The sequence below is a fragment of the Georgenia sp. Marseille-Q6866 genome (assembly GCF_965111665.1).
The window spans coordinates 146,054-160,749 of record NZ_CBCOOR010000002.1 but is presented as its reverse complement, the minus strand read 5'-3'; the positions used below and the strand labels follow the sequence as shown (position 1 = coordinate 160,749).

Below are 14,696 nucleotides of genomic sequence, written 5' to 3'. Positions count from 1 at the left end.
GCTCACTGCGTGTCCTCCTTTGCGTCGGTGGTGGTGTCGGGTTCCCAGACGGAGATGACGAGGGGTGCCTCGTGCCACTGGAGCGCGCGCTCCCACACGAGGTCCCCGTCCGGCTGGGTGTCGTCGAGGGTGACGACGGGCAGGCTCAGCGCGTTGCTCCCCGCCATGAGGCCCTTGAGGTTGCCGCCGATGACGTTGGCGATCTCCCCGAGGGCGTCGCGCACGTCCTCGACGGCGACGGGCTCGGCGGGGCCCATGGCGAGCAGGGCGCGGGCGATCCGGTCGGCGGTGTCGCGGCCGGTGGCCACGACCGTCCGCACGGAGGGCTCGCCCTGGATCTCCACCCAGGCGCGGACGGGATCGGCGAGGACGACGACGTCGTCCATCCGGTCGGTGAGCAGTCCCGGCTCCCCGTCGATCATCGCGGTGAACATGTCCTGCGCGATCGTGACGACGTGCTCGGCCATCGTGGCGGTCATGCGGTCTCCTTGACAGGCAGCAGCCCGAGCATCTCGAGCTTGCCCTTGAGGGCGTCCGGCGTGAACGGCTTGATGAGGTACTCGTGGGCGCCGGCGGCGAGCGCGCGCACGATCTGGCCGTGCTCGGACTCGGTCGTCACCATCATGAGCGTGATCCCGCGCCACTCCCGGCGCTGACGGACGGCGTAGACGAAGGTGAGGCCGTCCATGACGGGCATGTTCCAGTCCACGCAGGCGAGGTCGTAGCCGCTGTCGGCCTCGAGCAGGGCCAGCGCCTGCGAGCCGTCGGCCGCCTCGTCGGTGGTGTACCCGAGGTCCTGCAGCAGGCGGGAGACGATCCGGCGCATCGCGCGCGAGTCGTCGATGACGAGAGCTCTCATGAGATGCCTCCTGGCACTCGGTAGACGGAACCTTGAGCGGTCGGGACGCGCTCCCACGCGTCGTCGATGCCCACCATGGACTCGGCGGCACCGAGCACGAGGAAAGCGCCCGGCCGCATGGCCCGGCGGGTGCGGGAGAGGATGTCCCGCTTGGTGGCGGCGTCGAAGTAGATGAGGACGTTGCGGAGGAAGACGATGTCGAAGGGGCCACCGGCCGGCGGTGGCTGGAGGAGGTTGTGCTGCGCGAAGGTGATGGCGCGGCGCAGCTCGTCCTTGACGCCCCAGCCGGCGCCGGCCCGCTCGAAGTAGCGCACGAGCATCGCGGCGGGCAGGCCGCGGTTCATCTCGAGCTGGCTGTACTGCCCGGCCCGCGCCTGGGCGAGGACGGCGGTCGACAGGTCGGTCGCGAGCACCGAGAAGCGGCGCTCACCGGTCTCGAGCAGCGTCATCGCGATGCTGTAGGGCTCCTGGCCGGTGGAGCAGGCCGCCGACCAGATCCGCAGCGTGCCGGGGTTCTGCGCGCGAGCCGCCGGGGCGACGTGCTGGCGCAGCGCCGTGAACGGCGAGGTGTCGCGGAACCACGAGGTCTCGTTCGTGGTGAGGGCCTCGACGACGCGCGTGAGCTCGCCGCGGTCGGGACTGCGGCGCACGTCGCGCACGTAGCTGTCCACCGCCGCGGGCCCGGTGAGGCCCTTCTCGCGCGCGAGCGGCAGCAGCCGGCTCTCGACGAGGTACTCCTTCCCGGGCGCGAGCTGGATCGCGCTGTGGGTCCGCACGAGGTCCGCGACGTACCCGAAAGTCTCTGCTGACACGCTCATCGTCGTGCCTCCCCCATGACTTTTCTCATTGCGCTGGCGATCTCCTTGAGTGGAAGGACGGCGTGGGCGTGCCCGGCGGCGGCTGTCGCCCCGGGCATCCCCCACACCACGGACGTCGCCTCGTCCTGCACGAGGACGGTGCCACCGGCGTCGGCGACCTGGCCGGACCCGGCCGCGCCGTCGGCGCCCATCCCGGTGAGGACGACGGCGAGCAGCTCCCCGCCGAGCGCGGCGACGGCGGAGCGGAACAGCACGTCCACGGAGGGGCGGCTGTAGTTGACGGGCGGGGTGTCGGTGAGCCGGGCCCGCAGGCCGCCCCGCTCGGCGGCCACGAGGAGGTGGCGCCCGCCGGGGGCGACGTAGACGTGCCCGGGTAGCAGCGCCTCGCCGTCGGTGGCCTCGACGACCGTCGCCGGCCCGATCCGGTCGAGCCGGTCGGCGAGCTGGCGGGTGAAGACGGCTGGCATGTGCTGGACGATGGCGACGGGCACCGGAGGTGCCTCGGTGAGGCCCCCGACGAGCTCGGCGAGCGCGGCCGGCCCACCCGTGGAGGAGCCGAGGACGACGGCGCGCACCGGCGTGGTCCGGGGCGTGGCCGGGCGCAGGCGGACGGGTCCGCGAGTGGTGGCGGTGGGGGGCGTGGCCACCGCCGTCGTCGTCGCCGTCGTGGCGACCGGGGCGAGGCGTTCGGTTCGGCGCCGGCCCGGGACGAGGGCGTGGACCTTGGGGACGAGCTCCTCGGCCACCCGCCGCAGCCCCTCCTGGAGACCGCCCACGCCGGACGGCTTGGCGACGTAGTCCGTCGCGCCGGCCGCGAGGGCCTCCAGGGTGGCGGCGGCCCCACGCTCGGTGAGCGTGGAGAACATGATGATTGGCATCCGGTGCCCGGAGGCCCGCAACGCCCGGACCGTGGAGATGCCGTCGAGCTCGGGCATCTCGATGTCCATGGTGACGAGGTCGGGAGCGAGCTGCTCGACCTTGCCGAGGGCGAGGCGCCCGTTGGCGGCGACACCCACGACCTCGATCGTGGGATCGGCGCCCAGTGCCTGGGTGACGAGGCGCCGGATGACGACGGAGTCGTCAACGACGAGGACACGCACGCTCATGCGGGGTTCCTCCTCTCTCGGGTCATCGGTGCGTCGCCGGGGCGGCGCGGGTGGGTGGTGGTGGCAGGCTCGGGCCCGCCGGTGCTCAGTAGGCGAACTGGGTGACGCGGTCGCGCAGCTCGGTGGACAGCCCCGCGAGGTCGCCGACCTCGGTGCTCATCCCGCCGAGGACGGCGTCGAGGGTCTCGGCGGCCGAGGCGAGGGCGGTGACGTTCTGGGCGATCTCGCCCGAGCCGGTGGCGGCCTCGGACAGCCCACGACTCATCTCGTTCGTCGTCGCCGTCTGCTCCTCCACCGCCGAGGCGATGGTGAGCTGCAGGTCGTTGATGGACCCCACGATGCGGGCGATCTCGTCGATCTCGCCGACGGCGGCGCCCGCGTCGCCCTGGATGGTCTCGATCCGGCGGGCGATGTCGTCGGTTGCTCGCGCGGTCTCCTGCGCCAGCTCCTTGACCTCCCCGGCGACGACGGCGAAGCCCTTGCCTGCCTCACCGGCCCGGGCGGCCTCGATGGTCGCGTTGAGGGCGAGGAGGTTCGTCTGCTCGGCGATCGAGGTGATGACCTTGATGACGTCGCCGATCTCCTGGGAGGAGGTGCCGAGCTTGGCGACGGTGTGGTTCGTCGACTGCGCCACGGTGCTGGCACGGGACGCGACCGAGGCCGCCTCCCCCGCGGTGCGGGCGATCTCGCGGATGGAGGCACCCATTTGCTCGGCGCCCGCGGCGACGGTCTGCACGCTGGCCGAGACCTGCTCAGCGGCGGCCGCGGCGGCGGCGCTCTGGGCGGAGGTCTGGGCCACCTCGCCGGCCACGCGCTGGGTGCGCGCCTCCAGCTCCCCGGTGGACCCGGAGACCCGGTGCGCGGAGTCACCGACCGCGCTGACGAGGTCCCGGACGGCTGCCACACCCTCGTCGAGGGCGTGGCCGACGTCACCGAGCTCGTCGGTGCGCGTGAGGTCGGTCCGCGCGGTGAGGTCCCCGGCGCTCAGTCGCTCGGCGACATGCCTCAGACGCGTGATGCGGCGCAGGAGGAGCCGAGTGGTGCGCCCGGCGAAGAGCACTGCGAGGAGGATGCCGATGACGCCGACGGCCGCCAGGCGCGTGACCGCGGTCGCCTGGCCGTCGGCCTGTGCGGCCTGGGCCGCGGCGACCTGCTCGTCGGCGAGCGCCTGCGCCTCGTCGGCGATGGCGAGCACGGTGGAGTACGCCTCCCCCGCCTCTCCCCCGTTGATGGACTCGAGGGCGGTCTCCTGGCCCTCCTGCGTGTCGGGGGCGAGCCACTCGACCACCTGGGCGTCCCAGGCGAAGAAGTCCTCCCATGCCGGACGCAGCCCGCCGAAGACCTGCTCCTCCTCGGGACGCAGGTCCACGGCGTCGAGCTCGTCGAGCCAGGCCTCCACGGCCTGCCGCGACTCGGCCATGCCGGCCATGTTGTAGGAGTCGGTCGCGAGGCCCACCTCGGCACCGAGGACGGCCACGTCGCTGAGGTAGAGGCCCTGCCAGCCGGTCGCGTCGGCGATCTGGAAGCGCGCCTCCTCGGCGAGCTGGGCGATGCTCTCGGCGCGCGCGAGCTCCGCGGACTGTTCCCGCTGCTGTCCAACGGCAGCAAGGCCGATGCCGGCGGCGAAGAGGACGAACAGGGCGACGATCCCGAAGGCGACGTAGAGCCGGGTCGCGACGCCGGTGCGGCGCAGGCGCGCCGGGGGCTGGGACATGGGGGTGGAGGAGGACATGGAGCTCCGATCAGAAGCGGAACTGCGCGAGGCGGTTCTGGAGGCTGGCGGACATGCCAGCGAGCTCCTGGGCCGCGGCCGTCAGCTGGACGAGGGTGTCGTTGGCGGCGGCGCTGGAGGCGGCGACGGCGGTGATGTTCCCGGCGATCTCCCCGGAGCCGGTGGCGGCCTCGGCAATGCTGCGGGACATCTCGTCGGTCGTCGCGTTCTGCTCCTCGACAGCGGAGGCGATCGTCAGCTGGTAGTCGTTGATGGCGCCGATGATCCGGGAGATCTCGGCGATGGCGCCGACCGCGCTGGCCGTGTCGAGCTGGATCGCGTCCACACGGCGGGCGATGTCCTCGGTGGCCCGCGCGGTCTCCTGCGCCAGCTCCTTGACCTCCCCGGCGACGACGGCGAAGCCCTTGCCCGCCTCCCCGGCCCGCGCGGCCTCGATGGTCGCGTTCAGCGCGAGCAGGTTCGTCTGCTCGGCGATGGTCGTGATGACCTTGACGACCTCACCGATCTCGCGGGAGGACGTGCCGAGCTTGGCGACCGTCTCGTTGGTCGTCTCGGCCACGCCGGTGGCCTGGGCGGCGACGTCGGCAGCCTCGGCGGCGTTCTGGGCGATCTCGCGGATGGAGGCGCCCATCTCGTCCGCGCCGGCCGCGACGGTCCGGACGTTGCCGGAGACCTGCTCGGCCGCGGCGGCGACGACGCCGGCCTGCGAGGAGGTCCCCTCGGTCGTGGCCCGCAGCGTGCCGCTGCTCGCCGAGAGCTGCTCCGCGGCGGCGGCGACCGCCTGCGCGGTGCCGGAGGCCTCGGCGACGAGATCGCGCAGCTTGTGCTGCGCCGCGTCGAGCGCCTCGGCGACCTGACCGAGCTCGTCCCGGTCCGTGATGTCGGTCGCCGTCGTCAGGTCTCCGGCCGCCATCGCCGTCGTCGTCCGGACGAGCTGAAGGGCGTTGCGGGAGACGCGGCGGCCGATGAGCACGCCACCGGCCACCATGACGACCGCACCGATGGCCGCCCACAGGATCGCGGAGATGATCGCCGTCGTCGCGGTGCCCTCCATCTCCTCCAGGCCCTTCGCGGACTCGGTCTCGTGGATCTCCGCGACGGCGGAGAGGTCGTCGGAGATGAGGACGGCTTGGGCGTCCATCTCAGCCACCAGCTCACCGACCTCCGGACCGGCGCCGTCACCGCGGCCGATCAGCTCGCCCGTGGCCCCCGCCGCCTCGAGGTAGTCCTCGACGGCGGTCTCGACGTCGGCCACGAGGGCTGCCGCCTCCGCGTTCGGGGCGAGCTCGGCCCGGTACTCCTCGGCGAGGGCGGTGAGCTCGGCGAGATGTGCATCGCGCTCCTCCAGCACGGACTGGGCGTCCTGCGGGGTGGCGACGAGGAGGCTCGCCGCCCCGAGGAACTGGGCCTGGGAGAAGGCCAGGCGCATCTGCCCGGTGACCTCCTCGGAGCGCACGTCGTGCTCCAGCGTCTCGGTCGCGAAGTCCGCGGCGCTGAGGGTGCCCCACACCGCGACGCCGGCGAGGCTGAGGACGAGCGCGGCGGCTCCGAGGAGCTGCCGATGATCTTCTTGCGCAGCGAGACGTCGCTGATGCGGCGCCTACGGGCGGGGGCGGGCATGGGCTCGGTGGGGCGCTGGACCGGGACCGGCGACGGAGCCGGTGCGGGTCGCGTCCGCTCGGGGCGAGGACGGCCATGGGGTTCTCCAGAGGTGGGTGGGTCGGTGTCAGGCCGCGGTGACGGCGTCGACGTCGAGGGCGAGCAGGAGGCGGCCGTCGAGCTTGTAGGCGCCGCGGATGACCTCGCGCAGCTCGGGCGTGAGCGTCTGGGGCGGCGCCTCGAACTGGGCGTCGTCGACCTCGGCGACGTCGCCGATCGCGTCGACGAGCAGCGAGACGGGCTCCCCGCCGAGCTTGACGACGACCATCATCGGCTCGCTCGTCCCACGGGACGCGAGGCCCAGGCGGGTGCGCAGGTCGAGGGCCAGGACCACCTGGCCGCGGAGGTTGACGAGGCCGGCGACCTCCGCGGGCGCGAGCGGCACGCTGGCGGTGGCGCGGTAGGGCAGGACCTCCTGCACCTGCCCGACGCCGATGCCGTAGAGGTTGTCCCCGAGGGTGAAGGTCACGTACTGGGTGCTCATCAGATCCTCACCAGGTCCTCGTCGAGAGCGGAGGTGTCGAAGGGGGCGATGCCCACGGCGTGGAGCAGGTCGCTGACGTCGAGGAGCTCGGTCACGCGGTCCTTGATGACGGTCGAGCCGGTGAGCCCGGTGTCCTCGAGGCCGCTGCGGCTGGCCGGGTCGTCGGTGACGATGTCGACGATCTCGCCGACGACGACGGCGACGGTGACGCCGCCGGAGGTGAGCACGATGACGAGGAGCTCCTCGGGCTGCTCGTAGCTCATCGCGCCGAGCACCCGGTCCAGGCGGGCGACGGGCAGCAGGTCGCCGCGGTACTGGACGACCTCGCGGCTGCCGACGCGCTCGAGGCGGTCGGCGGGCATCCGCTCGAGGCGGGTGACGTCGGCCAGCGGGATGGCCACGCGCCGGCCCTCGCCGATGGCGACGACGAGCAGCTGCTGCTCGGTGCCGCTCGCGCGGGCCTCGGGCGCACGGCTGGCGCGGACGAGCTGGCCGAGCTCCCCGATGAGGGCGCGGCGGGCGATGGCCTGGACGTCGAGGATGAGGGCGATGTCGCCGTCGCCCAGCACCGTCGCGCCGGAGTAGAGGCCGATCTGCTTGATCCGCGAGGACAGCGCCTTGACGACGATCTCCTCGTTGTTGAGCACCCGGTCGACGAGGAGGCCGAAGCGCTGCTCGTCGGCCTGGAGGACGGCGATGGTGTGCGACGACTGCTCCTCGTGCTCCATGCCGAGGACCTCGGCGAGCGAGAGGAGGGGCAGGAGCGCGCCACGCAGCCGGTAGACCGGGGCGGTGCCGACGTACTCGAGCTGGCTCGACTCGACGGCGACGAGCTCGAGGAGGTTCGTCTGGGCGATGGCGAAGGTGCGGGGCCCGCAGGTGACCGTGAGCGCCGGCATGATCGCCAGGGTGAGCGGGATGCGCAGGCGCCAGGTGGTGCCGGCTCCCGGCTGGGAGTCGACGTCGACGGAGCCGCCGATCGCCTCGATCTTCGTGCGCACGACGTCCATGCCGACGCCGCGGCCGGACACGTTCGTCACAGCCTTGGCGGTGGAGAAGCCGGGCAGGAAGAGCAGCTCGTAGATCTCCTGCGGGCTCATCGCCCGCACCTGCTCCTCCGTGCGCACCCCCTTCCGGACGGCGCTGGCCGCGACGGCGTCGGGGTCGATCCCGTGGCCGTCGTCGGCGATCTCGACGATGACCTGCCCACCCGCGTGGTAGGCGCGCAGCGTGACCTGGCCCTGCTCGGGCTTGCCGGCCGCCACACGGTCCGCGGGCGCCTCGATGCCGTGGTCGACGGCGTTGCGCACGAGGTGGGTGAGCGGGTCCTTGACGGCCTCGAGGAGCGAGCGGTCGAGCTCGGTCTCGCCGCCGAGCATGGACAGGGAGACCTTGCGGCCGAGTATCGAGGCGAGGTCCCGCACGACGCGCGGCATCTTGTTCCACACGTGCTCGATGGGCTGCATGCGCGTCTTCATGACGCCTTCCTGCAGCTCGGTGGCGATGAGGCTCAGGCGCTGGGCGGAGCGGGCGAGCTCGGCGTCCTCGTCGGAGAAGGTCGACTCGGCGACGAGGAGGTCGGCACCCTCGGCCAGCTCCTCGGCTCCCGCGCACGGCGCGGTGTCCATGACGAAGGCGAAACGCTGCCCGCGGCGCGGCACGCTCACGTCCTCGAGCGCCACCCCGTCCACGCGGCCCTCCCGCTGCAGCCGCCCCACGTCCGGGCCGCTGAGCCCCGCGGCCGCGAGCCGCTCGGGCAGCAGCGTGCGCCCGTCGGGCTCGACGAGGCGGTAGCCGTAGGTCTCCACCCGGTGGTGCAGCGGCCGCACCTCGAGGCCCGGGGCCACCTCCCCGGCCGCCCCGTGCGGGTGGAGGCGCAGGTCCAGCCCGGGCGTCGCGACGGACACGAGCGCCCGGACCACCGCCTCCCCGCTCGCCGGGTAGTGGAGGTGGACGGGGTGCGTGACGCCGTCGAGCACCATCCGCGACAGCACGCCGGGCAGGCCGTAGCAGTGGTCCCCGTGGACGTGGGTGAGGCAGATGTGGTGGACCTGCGTGGCCGACACCCCGGCGTGGATCATCTGTCGCTGCGTGCCCTCGCCCGGGTCGAAGAGGTAGCCGCGCCCGTCCCACAGGAGGAGGTACCCGTTGTGGTTGCGGGTGCGGGTGGGCACCTGGGAGGCGGTCCCGAGGACGACGAGCTCACGCACGGCCGGCCGCCGGGAGGTGGGAGGTCATGCCTCCGGATCGTAGTGGTGGAGTTCTCCCCATCGCCGGGCCGGTGCCTGGGCGCTAGGTTCGCCCGCATGATCATCTTCGGCTTCAAGGGCTACGCCGACCTCGTCGCGACGCTCACCATGGTGTGCCCGCGCTGCCACAACCCCGCCGCGCACCGGCTCCACAAGCTCCGCCGGAAGTTCACGCTGTTCTTCGTGCCGCTGTTCGTCGTATCGACGCGCTACGTCATGGACTGCACCTTCTGCGGGATGCAGCACGCGTACTCGAAGGCGGAGGGGACCGAGCTCGAGGAGCGGTTCGCGGCCGGCCCGCAGGCACCTGCCGCCGCGCCCGTGCCGCCGCCTCCGCCCGCGCGCAGCAGCCCGCCGACTACCTGCCCCCGCCGCCCCCGGCCGGCTGAGCCGGCCCGGACGGCGCGCGACGGCGAGGAACACCGAGTAGGTGACGCCGTCGCGGTCGATCGTGCCGCAGTCGCGCACGACGACGTCGACGAGACCCGCCGTCTCGAGCCGGGCCGCCAGCTCCGTCCGGTCGAAGCCGTCGTGGCCGTCGAAGTCGTGCTCGTGGAAGGTGCCGTGCTCCGCGCGGTCGAGATCCGCGACGCACAGGTGGCCGCCCGGCGCGAGGAGCTCGGTCAGCCCGGCGAGGACCCGGTCCAGGGCCTGCACGTGGTGCAGGACGAGGGAGGCGACGGCGAGGTCGAAGCGCTCGGCCGGCACCTCGTCGGTCTCGAGGTCGAGGTCCCAGACCTGCCCGCCGGGAAGGCGCCCCGAGGCCACCTTCTCCGCGAGCACCTCGCGCATGCCCGCCGAGCTGTCCGCCAGCGTGACCGGGCCGACCCGCCCGCTGAGCGCCTCGGAGACGAGCCCGGTGCCCGCTCCGTACTCGAGCAGGCGCAGCCCCGGGGCCAGCGGCACTGCGGCCGCGACGGCGTCGGCCACCTCCCGCGCGCGCGTCACCTTGGCCGGGTCGCTGTCCCAGCCGGCTGCCTTGTCGTCGAAGCTGCTCATGGCACCAGGCTGACACGGGCGCGCGCCGAGACGCTGCCTCGAGAGGCCGCTCGCGGCCGATAGCCTCGGCGGGCACCCGGCCGAGCGGGCCGGGCACCGACCGAAGGAGCACACGCGTGACCGTGACCGCCGACCTGCAGGACTTCATCACCGGCCTGCCGAAGGCCGAGCTGCACCTGCACATCGAGGGCACCCTGGAGCCCGAGCTGAAGTTCGCCCTCGCCCAGCGCAACGGGATCGAGCTCGAGCACAGCTCCGCGGAGGAGGTCCGCGCCTCCTACGACTTCGACTCGCTCTCCTCCTTCCTCACGGTCTACTACGACTCGATGCGGGTGCTCGTCACCGCCGACGACTTCTACGACCTCGCCACGGCGTACCTCACCAGGGCGGCGAGCCAGCACGTCCGCTACGCCGAGATCTTCTTCGACCCCCAGGCCCACACCTCGCGCGGCGTGCCCTTCGAGACGGTCATCGGCGGCCTGCGCCGGGCCCTGGTGGACGCGCGCCGCGACCTCGGCATCCACGCGGAGCTCATCATGTGCTTCCTGCGTGACTTCACCGCCGAGCACGCGATGAGCACCCTCATGGAGTCCCTCCCCTACCGTGACTGGATCCTCGGCGTCGGCCTCGACTCCGACGAGCGCGGCAACCCGCCCGCGAAGTTCGCCGCCGTCTTCGCCCGCGCCCGCCAGGAGGGCTACCTCCTCACGATGCACTGCGACATCGACCAGGAGGGCACCCACGAGCACATCCGCCAGGTGATCGAGGACATCCGCGTCGACCGGATCGACCACGGCTCGAACGCCTTCGAGCGTCCCGAGCTCGTCGCGGCGATCAAGGAGCGCGGGCTGGGGCTCACCTGCTGCCCCATCTCCAACGGCTGGGTCGTCGACGGCGTCAAGGAGACCGAGATCGTCGGCCTGCTCGAGCAGGGCGTCAAGGTGACCGTGAACTCCGACGACCCTGCCTACTTCGGCGGGTACGTCGCGGAGAACTACGTGCGCCTGGCCGAGGTCGCCGGCCTGGGCCGCGAGCAGCTCGTCCGGCTGGCCCGCAACTCCTTCGACATCGCCTGGCTCAGCGGCCGGGAGCGCGAGCGGTACCTCGCCGAGCTCGAGGCCTACGCCGCCGGCGCCTGAACGTCCTGTCACAACTCAGCTCTCGGCGAGGAAGGGGCTCCCCTCCCTCCCGCTGAGAGCTGAGTTGTTACCGGGACGGTACCCCACGCGCCGCCGAGGACCCGCGCGCTGAAGCGCTCGGCGATCCGGCGGTGGATGGCGCCGTCGGGGTGCAGCTCGTCCGCCAGCGGGAGCTCCGCGTAGTCCTTTGGGCCGTAGAGCCCGGTGCCGTCGAGGTAGAAGAGGTGCGGGTCGGCCGCGGCCCGCTGCGCGACGATCCCGGCGAGCTCCTCGCGCACGACGGCGAGGGTGAGCTTCCCGGCAGCGACCTCGGCCGGGTCGCCGGTGGCGCGGAAGGCGGTGCGGCCCGCGGCCAGGGCCTCGAGGTCGAAGGCGCCGGGACCTGGCGTGTCCTCGTGGATCGGCGTGTACAGCGGGGAGACGACGAGCAGGGGCGCCGTCGGGTGCCCCTCGCGCAGCGTGTCGAGGAAGCCGTGGACCGCGGGTCCGAAGGCGCGGCGGCGCATGACGTCCCCGCCCACGACGTTGATGCCGATCTTCACGCTGAGCAGGTCCGCCGGCGTGTCACGCATCGTGCGGGCGACGAACGGGTCGAGGACCGCGCTGCCGCTGAGGCCGAGGTTGACGAGCTCGAGCCCCGCGCCGAGCGCGACCAGCGCGGGCCACGTCCCCGTCGGGTGCTCGGCGTTGGAGCCGTGGCTGATCGAGCTGCCGTGGTGCAGCCACACCCGCCGCCCGCTCACCGCAGCGGGCCGGACCGGCGCGTCGGTACGCAGCGCGACGAGCTCGACCGCCTCGTTGTGCGGCAGCCAGAGCTCGAGGTCCTTCTCCCCCGCCGGCAGGCCGGTGAACCGTACGGTGCCTACCTCGCCGGGCCGGTGCTCGGTGGCGCCGGTGGTCGTGTCGATGGTGACGGTGGTGGCGGTGGGGGCGACGGACCGAGCCACCAGGACGCCGTCGGCGAGGAGGTCGAAGACGCCCTCGGGCCGGGTCGGCGCACCACGGAAGCCGTAGCGGGTGGGCAGGACGTCCAGCTCGACGGCGGTGGCTGCGGTCCGCAGGGCGAGCCGGGCGCCCGCCGGCTGCCCCTCGGCGAGGTGGAGCTGCGGGTCGGCGCACTGGGCCCGCGCCCACGCCGGCAGCCGGTGCGGCACCACTCCGTGGGAGCCCCGCTCGAGCTCGAGGACCCCGCGCAGGACGTCTGTGGTGATCGGTGTGGTGGTCCAGCTCTGGCTCACGCCGCCTGCTTCCTCTCGCCCGTGCCGCTCGCTGTGTCACGACGGCGCCCAGCACGGTACCGCGCGGGCCGTGACGGCCCGCAAGGGAATAGGAGGGTGTGCCGAGCCGTCAGTGCCAGCCCCAGCGGCTGACTAGACGAGCGACGACCACCGGTGCCTTGAGCCGGCCGGAGAGGTCCTCGGCCGTGCGGACGGCGGCCCGCAGCGGGTTCGGCACGCCGAGCAGGAGCTCGCGGTCCGTGCCCTGCCGCGGGAGGACCACCCGGAAGTCCCCGACGTCGCCGTCGGTACGGCGCTGGGGCCACAGCCGCACGAGCGTGCCGCCGTCGACGACGGCGCGCTTCTCGTAGAGGAACAGGTCGGTGTACCCCATGGGGATGTGCCGCTGCGCGGCCCGGAACTCGTCGTCGTCGCGGAGCAGGCACGGCGTGACGCCGGAGTTGGTCGCGTAGAACAGCGCCGTGGCGTCGTGGCCCACGTCGAACAGTGGCGGGGCGTCGGACAGCCAGTCACCGTCGATGGTGCTCCGCACTTCGCCCACCACCCGAGGCAGTGGCTCCGCCGCCCAGGCGTCCTCGTCGCGCGGGTCTCGCGGCGGGCTGTGCGTCGTCACGCCCCCCGGTCCCTGCGGCCGCGCACGAGGCGGCGGGCACCCGCGACCGCGGCCGCACCCGCCAGCACCCACGGTCCGGCGACGAGGATCGGGTCGATCCACTGGTGGTTGACGTCCGCCCGCTTGCTCTCCCGGCGGGCGGCGAGGCCGTCGTGGGTGAGCTCGGCCCGGACCCCGGTCTCGGTGACGGGGTTGTCGGGCCGGCCGCTCGCGAGCGACTTGACGTGGCTCTCGATCGCGTCGACCCGGTCCGCGGCGATGAGGAGCAGCCAGTGCGCCGCGCGGGCCTCGCTGTACCGCTCGTAGGAGTAGCGGCGGATGGCGCCGGACAGCCCGTGCAGCGGCGCGACCGTGCCGAAGACCGGGGTGAGCCTCATGTGCTCGATGGACCGTTCGCGGGGGGAGGTCTCCTCCTGCTGCTCGGGCAGGTCCCAGTGCGCGCCGGTCGGCTCGGCGCGCTCCTTGGGGCAGGAGGGCCGGTCGGCGGGGTCGAGGTCGACGCCCCACCCGGGGATCCGGGCGCGCAGCTCCTCGGCCGAGGGCACCGGCGGTGCGGCGGAGGTGTAGACGGGGATGCGCTCGCTCATGGTCTGTCTCCTCTCAGCTCGCGCTGGGCACGATCAAGGGCTTGATGCAGCCGTCGAGCTTGGCCGAGAAGAGGTGGTAGCCCTCGGCGATGTGCTCGAGCGGGATGCGGTGGGTAACGATGTCGCTGGGCTTGAGGTGCCCGTTCCTGATGTGCTCGAACAGGCGGGGCCACTGCCTCTTGACCGGCGCCTGGTTCATCCGCAGGGTGAGGCCCTTGTTGAGGGCGTCGCCGAACTTCACGGCGTTGAAGATGGGGCCGTAGGCGCCCATGACCGACACCGTGCCGCCCTTGCGCACGCCGTCGATGGCCCAGTTGAGCGCGACGGGTGAGCCGCCCTGGAGCTTGAGCTTGGCCGAGGTGACGTGCTGGAGGAAGTTGCCGTCCGCCTCGGCGCCCACGGCGTCGATGGCGACGTCGGCGCCCAGGCCGTCGGTCGTGCGCTTGAGGTGGACGACGACGTCGTCGAGCTCGGCGAAGTTTACCGTCTCCGCGTGGGCGAAGGTGCGGGCCTTCTCGAGCCGGTACTCGAGGTGGTCGATGACGATGACCCGCGCGGCGCCCATGAACCACGCCGTCTTGGCGGCGATGAGCCCGATGGGGCCCGCGCCGAAGACGGCCACGGTGTCGCCCTCGCGGATCTCCCCCAGCTGGGCCCCGAAGTAGCCGGTGGCGACGGCGTCGGTGAGCAGGACGGCGTCCTCGTCGTCCATCCAGTCCGGGATGATCGTGGGCCCGACGTCGGCGAAGGGCACCCGCACGTACTCGGCCTGCCCGCCGTCGTAGCCGCCGGTCGTGTGGGAGTAGCCGTAGATGCCGCCGACGGCGGTCGCGTTGGGGTTGACGTTGTGGCAGTTCGACAGAAGGCCGCGGGAGCAGAAGTAGCAGGACCCGCACGAGATGTTGAAGGGGACCATGACGCGGTCCCCCGGCTTGAGGTTCTGCACCGAGGAGCCGACCTCGTGGACGACGCCGATGAACTCGTGGCCGAAGGTGGTCCCGACCCGCGTGTCCGGCATCATCCCGTGGTAGAGGTGCAGGTCGGAGCCGCAGATGGCGGCCAGCTGCACCTTGACGATCGCGTCGTTCGGGTGCTCGACCCGGGGGATGTCCTTCTCCTCCACGCGGATCTTGTACGGGCCGCGGTAGACCATCGCGCGCACGGTCGTCTCCTCCACGTCGTCGGGGCAGTCAGGGTGACACGCGGCACGCGC

The 14,696-nt window shown here is 72.9% G+C and carries 14 protein-coding genes; 1 reads left to right on the top strand and 13 read right to left on the bottom strand.

Features of this window, described 5'->3' with window-relative positions; genetic code table 11:
* Positions 1–2: 2 nt before the first annotated feature.
* The 9 genes from ACWPXV_RS02660 to ACWPXV_RS02620 all read right to left on the bottom strand — a co-directional run bounded on the left by ACWPXV_RS02660 (position 3) and on the right by ACWPXV_RS02620 (position 9,906).
* On the bottom strand, positions 3–479 hold the full coding sequence (locus ACWPXV_RS02660; RefSeq protein ID WP_454083773.1) for a chemotaxis protein CheX: 477 nt from the start codon (positions 477–479) through the stop codon (positions 3–5).
* The gene (locus ACWPXV_RS02655; protein ID WP_454083772.1) at positions 476–859 is read right to left on the bottom strand and encodes a response regulator; all 384 of its coding nucleotides are present in this window, start codon (positions 857–859) and stop codon (positions 476–478) included. Before ACWPXV_RS02655 ends, ACWPXV_RS02660 begins: the two co-directional genes overlap by 4 nt.
* On the bottom strand, positions 856–1,677 hold the full coding sequence (locus ACWPXV_RS02650; RefSeq protein WP_454083771.1) for a CheR family methyltransferase: 822 nt from the start codon (positions 1,675–1,677) through the stop codon (positions 856–858). The genes ACWPXV_RS02655 and ACWPXV_RS02650 overlap by 4 nt, the downstream gene beginning before the upstream one ends.
* Positions 1,674–2,783: a chemotaxis-specific protein-glutamate methyltransferase CheB gene (cheB, locus tag ACWPXV_RS02645; protein ID WP_454083770.1), complete on the bottom strand. Its 1,110-nt coding sequence runs from the start codon at positions 2,781–2,783 to the stop codon at positions 1,674–1,676. The genes ACWPXV_RS02650 and cheB overlap by 4 nt, the downstream gene beginning before the upstream one ends.
* 85 nt (positions 2,784–2,868) lie before the next feature.
* Positions 2,869–4,515 (bottom strand): methyl-accepting chemotaxis protein, encoded by a 1,647-nt coding sequence (locus ACWPXV_RS02640; RefSeq protein WP_454083769.1) that lies wholly within the window; start codon positions 4,513–4,515, stop codon positions 2,869–2,871.
* Between the two features lie 10 nt (positions 4,516–4,525).
* Entirely contained in the window at positions 4,526–6,025 is a 1,500-nt protein-coding gene (locus tag ACWPXV_RS02635) for a methyl-accepting chemotaxis protein (protein ID WP_454083768.1), read from the bottom strand.
* A gap of 216 nt (positions 6,026–6,241) precedes the next feature.
* Complete coding sequence (locus ACWPXV_RS02630) at positions 6,242–6,658, bottom strand: chemotaxis protein CheW (RefSeq protein WP_251839795.1); 417 nt, start codon at positions 6,656–6,658, stop codon at positions 6,242–6,244.
* The gene (locus ACWPXV_RS02625; protein WP_454083767.1) at positions 6,658–8,868 is read right to left on the bottom strand and encodes a chemotaxis protein CheW; all 2,211 of its coding nucleotides are present in this window, start codon (positions 8,866–8,868) and stop codon (positions 6,658–6,660) included. The genes ACWPXV_RS02630 and ACWPXV_RS02625 overlap by 1 nt, the downstream gene beginning before the upstream one ends.
* Positions 8,869–8,892: 24 nt before the next feature.
* Positions 8,893–9,906 carry a class I SAM-dependent DNA methyltransferase gene (locus ACWPXV_RS02620; protein ID WP_454083766.1) on the bottom strand — a complete coding sequence of 338 codons (1,014 nt, stop codon included), beginning with the start codon at positions 9,904–9,906 and terminating at the stop codon, positions 8,893–8,895.
* A 116-nt stretch (positions 9,907–10,022) separates the two neighbouring features.
* Between ACWPXV_RS02620 and ACWPXV_RS02615 the strand changes: the two genes are divergently transcribed.
* Positions 10,023–11,045 (top strand): adenosine deaminase, encoded by a 1,023-nt coding sequence (locus tag ACWPXV_RS02615; RefSeq protein WP_454083765.1) that lies wholly within the window; start codon positions 10,023–10,025, stop codon positions 11,043–11,045.
* Between the two features lie 8 nt (positions 11,046–11,053).
* Here the strand turns inward: ACWPXV_RS02615 and ACWPXV_RS02610 are convergent, their stop codons facing one another.
* The 4 genes from ACWPXV_RS02610 to ACWPXV_RS02595 form a co-directional block, all read right to left on the bottom strand.
* Positions 11,054–12,283, bottom strand: coding sequence for a GDSL-type esterase/lipase family protein (locus ACWPXV_RS02610; protein ID WP_454083764.1), 1,230 nt, complete (start codon positions 12,281–12,283; stop codon positions 11,054–11,056).
* 109 nt (positions 12,284–12,392) lie between these two features.
* Entirely contained in the window at positions 12,393–12,815 is a 423-nt protein-coding gene (locus ACWPXV_RS02605) for a hypothetical protein (RefSeq protein WP_454083763.1), read from the bottom strand.
* A 77-nt stretch (positions 12,816–12,892) separates the two neighbouring features.
* The gene (locus tag ACWPXV_RS02600; RefSeq protein WP_454083762.1) at positions 12,893–13,483 is read right to left on the bottom strand and encodes a hypothetical protein; all 591 of its coding nucleotides are present in this window, start codon (positions 13,481–13,483) and stop codon (positions 12,893–12,895) included.
* Between the two features lie 13 nt (positions 13,484–13,496).
* Positions 13,497–14,645 carry a zinc-dependent alcohol dehydrogenase gene (locus ACWPXV_RS02595; protein WP_454083761.1) on the bottom strand — a complete coding sequence of 383 codons (1,149 nt, stop codon included), beginning with the start codon at positions 14,643–14,645 and terminating at the stop codon, positions 13,497–13,499.
* Positions 14,646–14,696 lie beyond the last annotated feature (51 nt).

Coding starts and splice junctions, on each gene's coding strand:
- ACWPXV_RS02660 (WP_454083773.1), bottom strand. CDS start 479: ATGACCGCCACGATGGCCGAGCACGTCGTCACGATCGCGCAGGACATG.
- ACWPXV_RS02655 (WP_454083772.1), bottom strand. CDS start 859: ATGAGAGCTCTCGTCATCGACGACTCGCGCGCGATGCGCCGGATCGTC.
- ACWPXV_RS02650 (WP_454083771.1), bottom strand. CDS start 1,677: ATGAGCGTGTCAGCAGAGACTTTCGGGTACGTCGCGGACCTCGTGCGG.
- cheB (WP_454083770.1), bottom strand. CDS start 2,783: ATGAGCGTGCGTGTCCTCGTCGTTGACGACTCCGTCGTCATCCGGCGC.
- ACWPXV_RS02640 (WP_454083769.1), bottom strand. CDS start 4,515: ATGTCCTCCTCCACCCCCATGTCCCAGCCCCCGGCGCGCCTGCGCCGC.
- ACWPXV_RS02630 (WP_251839795.1), bottom strand. CDS start 6,658: ATGAGCACCCAGTACGTGACCTTCACCCTCGGGGACAACCTCTACGGC.
- ACWPXV_RS02620 (WP_454083766.1), bottom strand. CDS start 9,906: ATGAGCAGCTTCGACGACAAGGCAGCCGGCTGGGACAGCGACCCGGCC.
- ACWPXV_RS02600 (WP_454083762.1), bottom strand. CDS start 13,483: ATGAGCGAGCGCATCCCCGTCTACACCTCCGCCGCACCGCCGGTGCCC.